This is a genomic window from Stenotrophomonas maltophilia group sp. LNF247 (assembly GCF_054083135.1).
Map to the genome: position 1 here is coordinate 93,231 of NZ_JBSRQL010000010.1, position 13,943 is coordinate 107,173.

General features: G+C 66.7%; 15 protein-coding genes. 11 read left to right on the forward strand and 4 right to left on the reverse strand.

The window, feature by feature from the left end:
- Positions 1-6: 6 nt before the first annotated feature.
- From ACTXG9_RS11885 to ACTXG9_RS11905, 5 genes are all read left to right on the forward strand, one after another.
- Positions 7-849: a response regulator gene (locus ACTXG9_RS11885; protein WP_019660837.1), complete on the forward strand. Its 843-nt coding sequence runs from the start codon at positions 7-9 to the stop codon at positions 847-849.
- Positions 846-1,559 (forward strand): uracil-DNA glycosylase, encoded by a 714-nt coding sequence (gene ung / locus ACTXG9_RS11890; protein ID WP_111102220.1) that lies wholly within the window; start codon positions 846-848, stop codon positions 1,557-1,559. The genes ACTXG9_RS11885 and ung overlap by 4 nt, the downstream gene beginning before the upstream one ends.
- A gap of 278 nt (positions 1,560-1,837) precedes the next feature.
- Complete coding sequence (gene rpoH, locus ACTXG9_RS11895) at positions 1,838-2,713, forward strand: RNA polymerase sigma factor RpoH (RefSeq protein ID WP_099559904.1); 876 nt, start codon at positions 1,838-1,840, stop codon at positions 2,711-2,713.
- A 175-nt stretch (positions 2,714-2,888) separates the two neighbouring features.
- On the forward strand, positions 2,889-3,272 hold the full coding sequence (locus ACTXG9_RS11900) for a type II toxin-antitoxin system RelE/ParE family toxin (protein WP_111098618.1): 384 nt from the start codon (positions 2,889-2,891) through the stop codon (positions 3,270-3,272).
- Complete coding sequence (locus tag ACTXG9_RS11905; protein WP_019338970.1) at positions 3,256-3,588, forward strand: helix-turn-helix domain-containing protein; 333 nt, start codon at positions 3,256-3,258, stop codon at positions 3,586-3,588. Before ACTXG9_RS11900 ends, ACTXG9_RS11905 begins: the two co-directional genes overlap by 17 nt.
- Before the next feature lie 76 nt (positions 3,589-3,664).
- On the opposite strand, the gene purD is transcribed toward ACTXG9_RS11905, so the two are convergent.
- Both purD and purH read right to left on the reverse strand, forming a co-directional pair.
- Entirely contained in the window at positions 3,665-4,948 is a 1,284-nt protein-coding gene (gene purD, locus ACTXG9_RS11910; protein ID WP_456115641.1) for a phosphoribosylamine--glycine ligase, read from the reverse strand.
- A gap of 61 nt (positions 4,949-5,009) precedes the next feature.
- Positions 5,010-6,593, reverse strand: a complete 1,584-nt coding sequence (gene purH / locus ACTXG9_RS11915) for a bifunctional phosphoribosylaminoimidazolecarboxamide formyltransferase/IMP cyclohydrolase (protein WP_021203250.1) — start codon at positions 6,591-6,593, stop codon at positions 5,010-5,012.
- Between the two features lie 224 nt (positions 6,594-6,817).
- On the opposite strand from purH, the gene ACTXG9_RS11920 reads away from it, so the two are divergent.
- The 6 genes from ACTXG9_RS11920 to ACTXG9_RS11945 are packed head-to-tail and all read left to right on the forward strand — an operon-like array spanning position 6,818 to position 12,618.
- Entirely contained in the window at positions 6,818-7,435 is a 618-nt protein-coding gene (locus ACTXG9_RS11920; protein WP_111098614.1) for a CDP-alcohol phosphatidyltransferase family protein, read from the forward strand.
- Between the two features lie 34 nt (positions 7,436-7,469).
- Positions 7,470-9,221, forward strand: coding sequence for a bifunctional alpha/beta hydrolase/class I SAM-dependent methyltransferase (locus ACTXG9_RS11925; protein WP_456115642.1), 1,752 nt, complete (start codon positions 7,470-7,472; stop codon positions 9,219-9,221).
- Positions 9,221-10,549, forward strand: a complete 1,329-nt coding sequence (locus ACTXG9_RS11930) for a phosphatase PAP2/dual specificity phosphatase family protein (protein ID WP_111102224.1) — start codon at positions 9,221-9,223, stop codon at positions 10,547-10,549. The genes ACTXG9_RS11925 and ACTXG9_RS11930 overlap by 1 nt, the downstream gene beginning before the upstream one ends.
- Positions 10,546-10,983, forward strand: a complete 438-nt coding sequence (locus ACTXG9_RS11935) for a hypothetical protein (protein ID WP_021203254.1) — start codon at positions 10,546-10,548, stop codon at positions 10,981-10,983. Before ACTXG9_RS11930 ends, ACTXG9_RS11935 begins: the two co-directional genes overlap by 4 nt.
- A gap of 13 nt (positions 10,984-10,996) precedes the next feature.
- Positions 10,997-11,626 (forward strand): lysophospholipid acyltransferase family protein, encoded by a 630-nt coding sequence (locus ACTXG9_RS11940; protein ID WP_021203255.1) that lies wholly within the window; start codon positions 10,997-10,999, stop codon positions 11,624-11,626.
- Complete coding sequence (locus ACTXG9_RS11945) at positions 11,623-12,618, forward strand: phosphatidate cytidylyltransferase (RefSeq protein ID WP_111102225.1); 996 nt, start codon at positions 11,623-11,625, stop codon at positions 12,616-12,618. Before ACTXG9_RS11940 ends, ACTXG9_RS11945 begins: the two co-directional genes overlap by 4 nt.
- A gap of 130 nt (positions 12,619-12,748) precedes the next feature.
- Here the strand turns inward: ACTXG9_RS11945 and fis are convergent, their stop codons facing one another.
- Positions 12,749-13,024, reverse strand: a complete 276-nt coding sequence (fis, locus tag ACTXG9_RS11950) for a DNA-binding transcriptional regulator Fis (protein WP_005419706.1) — start codon at positions 13,022-13,024, stop codon at positions 12,749-12,751.
- Between the two features lie 114 nt (positions 13,025-13,138).
- Positions 13,139-13,909, reverse strand: a complete 771-nt coding sequence (locus tag ACTXG9_RS11955) for a DUF3426 domain-containing protein (RefSeq protein WP_021203257.1) — start codon at positions 13,907-13,909, stop codon at positions 13,139-13,141.
- Positions 13,910-13,943 lie beyond the last annotated feature (34 nt).

Genomic DNA, 13,943 nt, shown 5'->3' on the forward strand with positions numbered 1-13,943 from the left:
ACCGGCATGCAACCGCAAGCGCTGAAGCACCTTGAAGGGCCCGCGACGCGGGTGATGGTGGTCGATGGCTCGAAGCTGGTCCGCAAGCTGATCGCCGACGTCCTGCAGCGCGACCTGCCGGGCGTGGAGGTGATTGGCTGCGACAGCATCGAAGACGCGCAGCAGGCGCTGGCGCAGGGCCCGGTGGACCTGGTGACGACCTCGCTGACCTTGCGTGATGGCGACGGCCTGGCGCTGGCGCGCATGGTCCGCGAAGCGGCCGGACAGGCCTATGTGCCGGTGATCGTGGTTTCCGGCGATGCCCAGCAGCACCTGGAGCAGCGCCGCTTCACCGAGTACGTCACCGACTATTTCGACAAATCCCTGGGCCATGAAGCGCTGGCGACCTTCATCCGTGGCTATGTGCAGCCGCAGACCATCCCCGGCGCCACCATCCTCTATATCGAGGACAGCCGCGTAGTGGCCGAGGCCACCAAGCGCATGCTCGAGCGGCAGCAGTTGAACGTGCTGCACGTGGTCAGCGCCGAAGAGGCCTTCACCCTGCTCACCGCCGAGTCGCTGGGCCGCAGCCGCCACCGCATCGACCTGGTGCTGACCGACGTCACCCTGAAGGGCGAGCTGAGCGGCCGCGACGTGGTGCAGCGCGTGCGCGTGGACTTCGGCTACGGCAAGCGCCGCCTGCCCGTGCTGGTGATGACCGGCGACGGCAACCCCCACAACCAGACCGGGCTGCTGCAGTCCGGTGCCAACGACCTGGTGCTCAAGCCGATCGAAGAGCGGCTGCTGGTCACCAAGGTGCTGTTCCAGCTGCGCCTGGCTCGATTGAATGATGGACCTTTGTTGCGATGATCGATGAAGTAACCGACACCCCGACGATCCAGCTGGAACCGAGCTGGAAGCAGCACGTCGGTGAGTACCTGTTGCAGCCGCAGATGCGCGAGCTGTCGGCCGTCCTGCGCCAGCGCAAGGCCAGCGGTGCGGCGGTGTTCCCGCCCGGGCCGCAGATCTTCGCAGCGTTTGACGCCACGCCGTTCGAGCAGGTGAAGGTGGTGATCCTCGGCCAGGACCCGTACCACGGGCGCGGCCAGGCCCACGGCCTGAGTTTCTCGGTACCGCCCGGCGTGCCGGTGCCGCCGTCGCTGCTGAACATCTACAAGGAGATCGAGAGCGATCTCGGTATCCCGCGCCCGGACCACGGCTGCCTGATCCCGTGGGCGCAACGGGGCGTGCTGCTGCTCAATGCCGTGCTGACGGTGGAGGAGGGCAAGGCCGGCGCGCACCAGGGCCGTGGCTGGGAAGGCTTCACCGATCATGTGGTGGACGTGCTCAACCGCGAGCGCGAAGGCCTGGTGTTCATGCTCTGGGGCGCCTACGCGCAGCAGAAGGGCAAGGTCATCGACACCCGCCGCCATCGCGTGCTGAAGGCCCCGCATCCGTCGCCGCTGTCGGCCCATCGTGGCTTCCTCGGCTGCCGCCATTTCTCCATGGCCAACGAGTACCTGCAGCGCCGCGGCCAAGCCCCGATCGACTGGTCGCTGCCGCCGCGCTCGGCGCTCTGAGCGCCGGCGAGTGGCCGGGCCTGAACGCCGGGCAACGTTCCCCGTCCTGAATGGGCCTCCGGAACGGCGCGTTCAGCTCCGCTTGACCGGAATCGGCAGGTTTTCAGTGGGTAATTGCTTGAATTCCAAGGGATTGTGAATCCCGAAAAGCGTGCTCGCCACTGTCATCGAATCGCGCTACGGTAGGGTTCTGTTTGGGACCAGTGTTGCATCAATAGGATGCTGGAACTTTTTCCTCCTTTAGCAGTCCAAATCCCGGACTGCTAAGATGGGTGCCTATGAGCCAGAACACCTCTACTGCCCTTGTGGCAAACAATCTCCCGATTCCCAGTGCGCTCGGTTCGCTGGACGCCTACATCGGTGCCGTGCACCAGATTCCGGTGCTGTCGGTCGATGACGAACAGGACCTGGCCCGTCGCTTCCGCGACGGCAACGATCTGGACGCCGCCCGCGAGCTGGTGCATTCGCACCTGCGCTTCGTGGTGCACGTGGCCCGCGGCTACAACGGCTACGGCCTCGCCCTGGGCGACCTGATCCAGGAAGGCAACATCGGCCTGATGAAGGCGGTCAAGCGCTTCGACCCGGACATGGGCGTGCGCCTGGTCTCCTTCGCCGTGCACTGGATCCGTGCCGAAATGCACGAGTTCATCCTGAAGAACTGGCGCATCGTGAAGGTCGCCACCACCAAGGCGCAGCGCAAGCTGTTCTTCAACCTGCGCAAGTCGAAGACGCGCCTGGGCTGGATGAACGCGGCGGAAGTCAGCGCGGTGGCCAAGGATCTGAACGTGTCCGAGCGCGAGGTCATGGAAATGGAGTCGCGCCTGTCCGGCCGCGATATCGGTTTCGATGCGCCGTCCGACGAGGACAACGAACACGCACCGCCGTCGCCGGCTGCGTTCCTGGTTGCCGATGACGAAGACCCGTCGATGGCTTACGAGCGCGAGGACAACGAAGACAACCAGATGCAGCTGCTGCGCGAAGGCCTGGCCGAACTGGATGCGCGTTCGCGCGACATCATCCGTCGTCGCTGGCTGGATGCCGACAGCAAGGTGACGCTGCAGGAGCTGGCCGACGAGTACGGCGTGTCCGCCGAGCGCATCCGTCAGGTCGAGGCGAACGCGCTGAAGAAGATGAAGGCGCTGTTCACCGCGTAAGGCGGGATGGCGTTGAAGCAATGAAAAGGCCCGGCACTGCCGGGCCTTTTTCGTTTGTGGGCCTTAGCCACGCATGGCGTGGCTCTACTCTGACGCCAGAGCGGTGATTGTGCCGACCGGGTCATGTGCTGGATGCTGATGTTCACGCCGTACCACCCAGTGGCACGGTATGATCATGCCACGCGTCTTCCGCACACGAAGTTTCAATCGCAGTATGCGTAGGACCACCCTGTCTGACGCTGCGCTGTACCGGTCGGTACGTGAAATGGAAGCGGGTCTGGTGGATGCTGATCTTGGCGGCGGAATCTTCAAGAAGCGCGTTCCGTTGCCGGGGCGAGGAAAGCGTGGGAGCGTTCGAATCATCGTCGCCACACAGCGAGGCGGGCATTGGTTCTTCCTTTTCGGCTACGAGAAGAATGAACGTTCTGCGATCACGAATGCGGAACGGGATGCGCTGCAGTTGTACGCATCGGAGTTCCTGAGAATGAGTACGGCGCAGCTGAATCGCGCCGTGGAGTACGGGGATCTACAGGAGATCGGCCATGACGAAGACCCCTGAGCGACGGCGCGCGAAAAGTGCGCTTCTTGAAGCGGTGCATGATGCTGCTGTGAGTCTGCACGCGCATGGCTTCATCGATAAACGTCGGTTGAGCAGCTACGAAGCACTTTGCCTTGAGCCGGTCCCTGAGTACAGCAGTGCCCAGATCCGTGCCCTGCGTACGTCACTGCAGCTCAGTCAGCCGGTCTTTGCGGGGGTTCTCAATACCAGCGTTTCGACCGTACGCAGCTGGGAGCAGGGCGAAAAGAAACCCAGCGGACCGTCACTGAAATTGCTTAACCTGATTGATCGGAAGGGTCTCGAAGCAGTCCTGTAAAGCAAAGGCCCGGCAATGCCGGGCCTTTGCTTTACCGTGGTATTCAATCCGCGCCATGCATGGGAGCGGGGGAGCCTCACCCCTCGCGTGCGATCGCGCGCCAACCAATGTCGTTGCGGTGGAATTCGTTGGCCCAGGTCACCTTGGCCACGCCGGCATAGGCATTGGCCTGCGCGTCGCGCACGCTGTCGCCCAGTGCGGTCACGCACAGCACGCGGCCGCCGGCGCTGACCACCTGGCCCTGCGCATCCAATGCGGTACCGGCATGGAACACCTTGGCAGTGGCCGGCACGTCGTCCAGGCCGGAAATCACGTCACCGGTGATCGGCGCTTCCGGGTAGGGCTTCGCCGCCAGCACCACGCCCAGCGACGGGCGCGCATCCCACTGTGCCTCGATCTGGTCCAGGCGGCCATCAATCGCCGCTTCCACCAGGTCCACCAGATCCGACTGCAGGCGCAGCATCACCGGCTGGGTTTCCGGATCGCCGAAGCGCACGTTGAATTCAATTACCTTCGGCGCGCCGCTGGCATCGATCATCAGGCCGGCGTAGAGGAAACCGGTGAACGGGATGCCGTCGGCGATCATGCCCTGCACGGTCGGGTTCACCACTTCGCGCATCACGCGTGCATGCACCTCCGGCGTCACTACCGGCGCCGGCGAGTACGCGCCCATGCCACCCGTGTTGGGGCCGGTGTCGCCGTCGCCGACGCGCTTGTGGTCCTGCGAGGTGGCCATCGGCAGCGCATGCACGCCGTCCACCATCGAAATGAAGCTGGCTTCCTCGCCATCGAGGAATTCCTCGATCACCACGCGGGCGCCGGCATCGCCGAACGCGTTGCCGGAGAGCATGTCACGCACCGCGTCTTCGGCCTCGGCCAACGTCATTGCGACGATCACGCCCTTGCCGGCGGCGAGGCCATCGGCCTTGACCACGATCGGCGCACCCTTCTCGCGGATGTAGGCCAGGGCAGCGTCCACGTCGGTGTGCACGGCATAGAACGCGGTGGGGATGTTGTGGCGGGCCAGGAAGTCCTTGGCGTAGGCCTTGCTGCCTTCCAGCTGCGCGGCGGCGGCGGTCGGCCCGAAGATGCGCAGGCCGGCGGCGCGGAAGCGGTCGACCACGCCGGCCACCAGCGGTACTTCCGGGCCGACCACGGTCAACGCCACGCCTTCGGCCTGGGCCAGCGCCAGCAGGCTGTCGATATCGGTCACCTTCACCGCCACGTTGCGGCACTTGTCTTCGCTGGCGGTACCGGCGTTGCCGGGCGCCACGATCACTTCGGTGACACGGGAGGACTGGGCCAGCTTCCATGCCAGGGCGTGTTCGCGGCCGCCAGAGCCGATGACGAGGATCTTCATGGGACAGGGTTCTCGGGTGCGGAAAAGAAAAGCCGGGCAGGGCCCGGCTTGGTGATGCGGATCAGTGGCGGAAGTGGCGCACGCCGGTGAACACCATGGCCAGGCCATGTTCGTCGGCGGCGGCGATCACTTCGGCATCGCGCATCGAACCGCCCGGCTGGATGACCGCCTTGATGCCGGCGGCAGCGGCGGCATCAATGCCATCGCGGAACGGGAAGAACGCATCGGAGGCCATCACCGAACCTTCCACCACCAGGTTCGCATCGGCGGCCTTGATGCCGGCGATGCGGGCCGAGTACACGCGGCTCATCTGCCCGGCACCGACACCGATGGTGCGGTTGTCCTTGGCATAGACGATCGCGTTGGACTTGACGAACTTGGCTACCTTCCAGGCGAACAGCAGGTCGGTGAACTGCTTGTCGGTCGGCGCCAGCTTGCTGACCACCTTCAGCTCGTCGCGGGTCATGCCGCGGTTGTCCGACGACTGCAGCAGCAGGCCCGAGCCGACGCGCTTGCTGTCGAAGTTGTTCAGGCCATCGCCATGCGGGATGCGCAGCACGCGCACGTTGGCCTTCTTCTGCGCGTACTCCAGCGCGGCCGGCTCGTAGTCCGGGGCAATCAGCACTTCCACGAACTGGCGGTCCAGGATCACCTTGGCGGTGGCGGCGTCCAGCGGCGTGTTGAAGGCGATGATGCCGCCGAAGGCGCTGGTCGGGTCGGTGGCGTAGGCCAGCTCGTAGGCATCGCCGTTGCCGGCACCGACGGCCACGCCGCACGGGTTGGCGTGCTTGACGATGACGCAGGCCGGCGCATCGAACTGGCGCACGCATTCCCACGCCGCGTCAGCATCGGCCAGGTTGTTGTAGCTCAGTTCCTTTCCCTGCAGCTGCTGGAACGTGGCCAGCGTGCCCGGCACCGGGTACAGGTCGCGGTAGAACGCGCCGCTCTGGTGCGGGTTTTCGCCGTAGCGCAGGTCCATCACCTTCACGAAGGTCGAGTTCATCTGTGCCGGGTACTCGGCACGCACCGGCACGGCGGCGTCGGTGGCGGTGACCGCCGACAGGTAGTTGCTGATCGCCGCATCGTACTGGGCGACGCGGTTGAACGCGGCCACCGAGAACGCGAAGCGGGTTGCAGCCGTCAGCTGGCCGTCGTTGGCCGCCAGCGAGGCCAGCAGCTCGGGGTACTGCGACGGGTCGGTGGCCACTGCCACGCGGGCGAAGTTCTTGGCCGCCGAACGCAGCATGGCCGGGCCGCCGATGTCGATGTTCTCGACCGCGTCGGCCAGGGTGCAGTCGGCCTTGGCGGTGACCGATTCGAATGGGTACAGGTTCAGCACCAGCAGGTCGATGGCGCCGATGCCGTGCTCGGCCATCACCGCGTCATCCAGGCCGGAGCGGCCCAGCAGGCCGCCGTGCACCATCGGGTGCAGGGTCTTGACCCGACCGTCCATCATTTCCGGGAAACCGGTGACCTCGGCCACGTCCTTCACGGCCAGGCCCGCCTCGCGGATCGCCTTGGCGGTGCCGCCGGTGGACAGCAGCTCCACGCCGCGTGCCGCCAGCGCAGTGGCCAGCTCGACCAGACCGGTCTTGTCGGAAACGGAGAGGAGGGCCCGGCGGACGGGCAACAGATCAGCAGTCATGGGACGGAATCGGCAGCGGAGCGGGGCCGATATTGTAGGCGGTGGGGGCCGGTGGCGGGCGCCGCAGGGGCAGATTTGCCGTGGCAGTTGACGTAAAGGCGGGTCGGGCACATCGATCCGGCCCGATCCGGGGGCTGGGCTGCGGACCGGAGCAGGGTTGTTGGAATCTGCCAACGATGGGGTAGGCTGTGCCCCGCACTGCCAAGGATCAGCGGGTACGGATCATGTCGATCTACGCATTGAAAGGACGTTTCCAGGACCTGTTGCGTCCGGCCGTACGCGGTCTGTTCCGCATGGGGATCACTGCCAATACGGTGACCGTGGCCGCTGCCTTGGTCTCGCTGCTGGTGGCCGCGGCCGTGTGGTGCTGCGCGCCTGCCCAGCCTCTGCTGTACCTGCTGCTGCCGTTGTGGATGCTGCTGCGCATGGCGCTCAACGCGGTGGACGGCATGCTGGCGCGCGAATTCGGCCAGCAATCGCGGCTGGGCGCCTATCTGAACGAATTGTGCGATGTGATCGCCGATGCGGCGCTGTACCTGAGCCTGCTCAGCGTACCCGGCGTGCGCCCGGAGGCGCTGTGGCTGCTGGCCTGGACGGCGGCGCTGAGCGAGTACGCCGGCGTGCTGGGGCTGATGGTCGGTGCCAGCCGCCGCTATGACGGCCCGATGGGCAAGAGCGACCGCGCCTTCGTGATCGGTGCGCTGGGCTTGCTGCTGGCCTTCGGCTGGGGCAGTGCACTGACGGCCAGCGGCGTGGCTGCAGCCATGGCAGTGTTGTGCGTGCTGACGATGATCAACCGCGTCCGTCGCGGACTGCGGGAAGCGGCGGTTTCGCCGAATTAATCAAGCAGATACAAAAAGACAATCAGGAGATTGCATGCGTCAGGCGCAGGAACGGGAATTCCACAGCTTCGACCAGGTACCGCTGTTCTACCGGTACTGGGCGGGCACCACCGCAACCCCGGCCACCAAGGCCATCGTGCTGCTGCACCGCGGCCACGAGCACTCCGGCCGGGTCACCCACCTGGTCGATGAGCTGGACCTGCCCGACACCGCCTTCTTCGCCTGGGATGCGCGCGGCAATGGCCGTTCGCCGGGCGCACGTGGCGATGCACCGGGCTTCCCGGCGCTGGTGCGCGACCTCGATAGCTTCATTGCCCATATCGGTGCCGAGCACGGCATCGCGGTGGAAAATATCGTGGTGATCGCGCAGAGCGTGGGCGCGGTGGTCGCCGCGACCTGGGTGCACGATTACGCGCCGCGCCTGCGTGCGCTGGTGATGGCTTCGCCGGCGTTCAAGGTGAAGCTGTACGTGCCGTTCGCGCGCCCGGGCCTGGCCTTGATGCAGAAGCTGCGCGGCAACTTCTTCGTCAACAGCTATGTCAAGCCGCAGTGGCTGACCCATGATCCGGCGCGGGTGGAAAGCTACCGTACCGATCCGCTGATCACCCGGCCGATCTCGGTGCGCGTGCTGCTGGGCCTTTACGAAGCGGCTGACCGCATCGTCGCCGATGCGCAGGCCATCAGCGTGCCGGTGCAGCTGCTGGTGTCCGGTTCGGACTTCGTGGTGCACCGTGGCCCGCAGGATCGCTTCTATGAACGCCTGTCCAGCCCGATCAAGGAGCGGGTGCATCTGCCGGGCTTCTTCCACGACACGCTGGGCGAGCGCGATCGGGCACCAGCACTGGCGCGCATCCGCAGCTTCATCCAGGCGCGTTTTGCCGAGCCGCTGCGCGAACTGCCGCGGCGTGACGCGCACCGTCATGGACCGACCTTCGAGGAATCAGAGATCCTGGCGTGGCCACCCGAACGCAACAGCCTGGCCGACCTGCGCTGGCGCGTGGTGCGCGGCGGCCTGCGCTTCGGTGGCACGCTGTCCGAAGGCATTGCGCTGGGCCTGCAGACCGGTTTCGATTCCGGCAGCACGCTCGACTACATCTATCGCAACGAAGCGCGCGGCAAGGGCCCGCTGGGCCGCATGGTCGACCGCAATTACCTGGACGCAATCGGCTGGCGCGGCATCCGCATCCGTGGCCAGCACCTGCAGGAACTGCTGCGCGATGCTGCCCAGCGCCTGCGCGGGCAGGGCACGCCGGTGCGCGTGCTGGACGTGGCCGCCGGCCATGGCCGCTATGTGCTGGAAGCGCTGGGCCAGGTCGAACAGCGCGCCGACCGCATCGTGTTGCGTGATTTCAGCGATCTGAACGTGACCCAGGGCCAGGCCTTGATCGAGCGCCTCGGTGCGGCCGACATCGCACGCTTCGAGCAGGGCGATGCGTTCGATCCAGCGCAACTGGCGGCGGTGGACCCGGCGCCTACGCTGGCGGTGGTATCGGGCCTGTACGAACTATTCCCCGACAACGACGCCGTGCTGCGCTCGCTGCAGGGCATCGCCGCAACCGTACCGGTGGGCGGCTACCTGGCCTACACCGGCCAGCCCTGGCACCCGCAGCTGGAATTCATCGCCCGGGCGCTGACCAGCCATCGAGGCGGCGCCGCGTGGGTGATGCGCCGCCGTACCCAGCAGGAGATGGATGAGCTGGTGCGCCTGGCCGGGTTCGAGAAGGTGGCGCAGCGCATCGATGACTTCGGCATCTTCACCGTGTCGCTGGCGCGCCGGACCGCGTGATGGCGACGCTGGCCGCAACCCCACTGGCCGCGGAAGGGCGCCCCTGGCGGCGCGCCCTGCTGTGGCTGGCTCTGCTGGGTCCGTTCTTCTTCGCCAGCTACGGCTTCGCCAACTGGATGGCTGGTCGCCATCCCGAACTGCCGGTGATGGCGTTCGCCTGGGAGACGCGCATTCCTTTCGTGCCGTGGACGATCGTGCCGTACTGGTCGATCGACCTGTTCTACGCGGTCTCGTTCTTCCTGTGCCGGCAACGTCTGGAACTGGACCGGCATGCGCTGCGGCTGTTCAGTGCACAGCTGATCGCGGTCACCTGCTTCCTGCTGTGGCCGCTGCGCTTCAGTTTCGAGCGGCCGGAGATCGGTGGCGTGTTCGGTTGGCTGTTCGATGTGTTGCTGGGCTTCGACAAGCCGTTCAACCAGGCGCCATCGCTGCACATCGTGCTGCTGATCGTGCTGTGGGTGAAGTTCGCGCAGTATCTGCACGGCGTGTGGCGTTGGGTGCTGCATGTGTGGGCGCTGCTGATCGGCGTCTCGGTGCTGACCACGTTCCAGCACCATTTCATCGATATCCCGACCGGCCTGCTGGCCGGCTGGCTGTGCGTCTGGCTGTGGCCCGAGCAGGGCACGCCGCCACTGCGGGCCTGGCGCACGGCGCGTGATCCAAAGCGCTGGCGTCTGGCCTCGTTCTACCTGCTGGGCGCGGGGGTGCTGCTGGTGCCGGTGGTGGTGCTGGGGGGCACGGCGCTTTGGCTGCTGTGGCCGGTGGTGTCGCTGCTGCTGGTGGCGCTGGCCTATGCCGGGCTGGGTACGGCGGTGTTCCAGAAACGCGCCGATGGTCGCCTGACCGTGGCCGCGCGCTGGCTGCTGGCGCCGTACCTGGGTGCAGCCTGGATCAATTCGCGGCTATGGACGCGGCGTGTGCCGCAGCCGGTGCCGGTGATGGACGGCGTGTGGCTGGGGCGCATTCCCGACGGCGCGTTGCCGCCGCCACTGTCGGGCGTGGTGGATGCCTGTGCCGAGCTGTCCTGCCGCGCGCCAGGCGCGGCGTACGCCAGTGTGCCGATGCTGGACCTGGTAGTGCCCACGCCGGAGCAGCTGCGCGAGGCAGTCGAGGCCATCGAGCGGCTCCATGCGCACGGACCGTTGCTGGTGTGCTGTGCGCTGGGCTATTCGCGCAGTGCGGCCAGCGTGGCCACCTGGCTGCTGCGCAGCGGTCGTGCGGCCGATGCTGACGCTGCGGTCGCGATCGTGCGTGTGGCACGCCCCGGCATCGTGCTGGGCGCGGCGCATCTGCATGCCATCACCGCTGCAGCAGGAGCGCGCGCATGAGCACCGTTCCCGATCTGGCGACCATGCAGCTGCTGCTGCGGCAGGGGCGTTGGCCGGCATGCCTGTCGCTGGGCCTGTTGCTGGTGGCGTTGCTGCTGCTCGGCATCGAGACGGGGCTGGCGATGATCGCTGCCGGGCTGTTGCTGCTCAGTGTTGCCGCGGGCATCGCACAGGCCTACCACGCGTGGCGTGTGGGGCTGGATGCCGATCTGCTGCAGCTGCTGCGCGATGAGGGCCTGCACGACGAAGCCGCCGCGCGCCGCACCGATCAGCTGCTGCACGACAGTGGCCTACGCCGTGCCTCGCCCGCTGCACAACTGCGCGGCTGGGATGCGCGTTGGGCCGGCATGCGCCGCCTGCTGCTGCGCCAGTACCTGCTGACCGCAGTGCAGTTCGTACTGCTGGTGGTGGCCGTGTTGTGGCCGCAGACGTGAACGGGAGGGACCGATGCTTGCCGAACTGATTGCCCGCGCCTGCAGTGGCGCGATCCATGTGGTGACCGGCGCCCGCGCGCTGTGGATCGGCTGTGCGCCGTCCAGCGAGCGTCGCGTGTACTACGGCAACCATGCCAGCCATGGTGACTTCGTGCTGATCTGGTCGTCGATGCCACCGGCATTGCGACGGCAGGTGCGCCCGGTGGCCGCGGCCGAATATTGGCAGCGCGACGGCCTGCGTCGCTACCTGATCGACGCGGTGTTCAACGGTGTGCTGGTCGAGCGCGAGGCCGGGCATCGTCAGCAGGATCCGCTGCAGGTACTGCGCGAGGCCGTGGACGAAGACTGCTCGCTGATCCTGTTTCCGGAAGGCACGCGCAATGTGGGCGATGAGCCGCTGCTGCCGTTCAAGAGCGGCATCTACCACCTGGCACGGCAACGACCGGAACTGGAGTTCGTGCCGGTGTGGATCGACAACCTGAAGCGGGTGATGCCCAAGGGCCGGTTCCTGCCGCTGCCGCTGCTGTGCACGGCCACCTTCGGTACGCCGCTGCGGCTGCAGGCTGACGAGGACAAGGCCGCCTTCCTGGCCCGCAGCCGACAGGCGCTGCTGGACCTGGCGCCGAATGGAGGTCGTGCATGAGTTTCGTGCTGGATGTATCTGGCGATCTGGCAACGCAGACTGTCGGCCAGCAGACCGGCCTGCTGTTTGCCGGTGTGGGGGCGGTGCTGGTGCTGGCCACGCTGGTGGCCGAGACCCTGCGCTGGCGCCAGCGCGGCCAGCCCAGTGCAGTCATCGCCAACCTGGTGTCACGCATCCGCGCCTGGTGGGTGATGGCGATCGTGGTCGGGCTGGCGCTGTTCTTCGGACGTGCCGGGGTGATCGTGCTGTTCGCGATCATCTCGCTGTTTGCGTTGCGCGAGTTCATCACGCTGGCGCCGACCCGCTCGGGCGACTACTACGCGCTGCTGGCCGCGTTCTACATCGTCCTGCCGTGGCAGTACTACCTGGTGTGGATCGACTGGTACGGCATGTACACGCTGCTGATTCCGGTCTATGCGTTCCTGTTCCTGCCGATCCTGTCGACCATCGGCGGTGACACCACGCACTACCTGGAGCGGACCGCGAAGGTGCAGTGGGGCCTGATGATCTGCGTGTTCTGCATCTCGCACGTGCCGCTGCTGCTGAACCTGCACGTGCCGGGCTACGATCCGGCGCGCAACGTATTGCTGTTCGCTTTCCTGGTGATCGTGGTGCAGTCCTCGGACGTGCTGCAGTACATCTGGGGCAAGCTGCTGGGCAAGCATCTGATTGCGCCGAAGCTGTCGCCATCGAAGACGGTGGAGGGCTTCGTCGGTGGCGTGCTGAGTGCCAGCGCGCTGGGCGCAGCGCTGTGGTGGATCACCCCGTTCACGCCGCTGCAGGCGTTCGGCCTGTCGCTGCTGATCAACCTGATGGGGTTCTGGGGCGGCCTGGTGATGTCGGCGATCAAGCGCGACCGTGGCATCAAGGACTGGGGCCACATGATCGAGGGCCATGGTGGCATGCTCGACCGGCTGGATTCGGTGTGCTTTGCCGCGCCGGTGTTCTTCCACGTGGTGCGGTATTACTGGAAGGCGGGCGGCGGCGGTTGATTCTGCCGGCTTCCATCCACGCATGGCGTGGATCTACCGGTAGTGCCGGCCGCTGGCCGGCAACTGCAACATCGTGCCATCGTGCATCATTGGGTTGCCCGCCAGCGGCTGGCGCCACCCAGGCGCGCGCTTACGCGCTGATGCCGTATTCCTTCAGCTTCTTGCGCAGGGTGGCACGGTGGATGCCCAGCATCGCCGCGGCGCGGCTCTGATTGCCTTCGCAGTGGTTGAGCACTTCCACGAACAGCGGGATCTCCATCTCGCGCAGCACGATCTCGTAGACATCGTCCGCATCGCAGCCATCAAGGTCACGCAGGTAGCGGCGCACGGACTGGGCGACGTGTTCACGCAGCGGTGGCCGGGGAGCGCCACGACTGTTGTCAGGACGAGAAAGGACAGCGTTCAAGGGGGTTCCCGATTCGGTTGGCCCGTGCGCGCGGAGCGCGCGGCCGGACGAGGTGGTGGCGGCCAGTCTAGCGCGAGCGTGCCCGGCCTGCCACGGCTGGTCGCCTGCCCCCGGTCAGAGAAAGTCGAAGGTGAATGCGACGGTGGACGCAGCGGGCTCCTGTACCCGGAACGCGACGCGCGCGCTCTGGCCCGGTTCCAGCAGGGCTGCGCCGGGGTTCTCACCCAGGTATTGCGCGGGCGTGAACACGCCGCTGCCGATCACCCGGCCATCGGCATCGGACAATGACAGCCGCAGGTCCGGCCACGCCTGTGCCCAGCGCGCATCATTGCGGATGCTGGCCTGCACTTGCAGCACGCCGGCCTGGCCTGGCAAGGGGCGGATCTCGCGGCTGGTCATGGTGAACGCAGCGGGCTCGTGCCAGGCGGGCAGGCTGCAGCGCAGCACGCCACACAGTGCACCCAGCCATGCGCGGTTGCCGGCGTCGGCAGCCAGCCGCGCACGGTCGGCCAGCACACTCTGCAGGACCAGCAACAACGCCAGCCCGGCGACCAGCAGCCAGTGCCAGCGGGGGGCTGGCTGCGTGCGCTGGCGTGCGCTGCCGAGGAAGCTGGGGGCATCGCTGGCGACCGCTGTTGCCTGCACCGCGGCCAGCGCCGGTTCGATGGCTGCAGCTTCAGCAACGATGACAGCGTCATCGTCGTGTCGCATTTGTGTGGCCGGTGGTTGCGCCAGATTGCTGGGCTCGGCCTGCACCTGCTCCACAGGCGTTGTCTGCCCGGTTTGATCCTGCATGCGCGGATCGGACGCAGGCGCAACCTCACCTTCCGGGGTCTTGCGCAGGAAGGTGGCCAGGGGGCGGCGGGGTGGGTTCGGCTCGGACATGCTCAGGGCGCGGGCTCGGATCCAGCGGTCATTC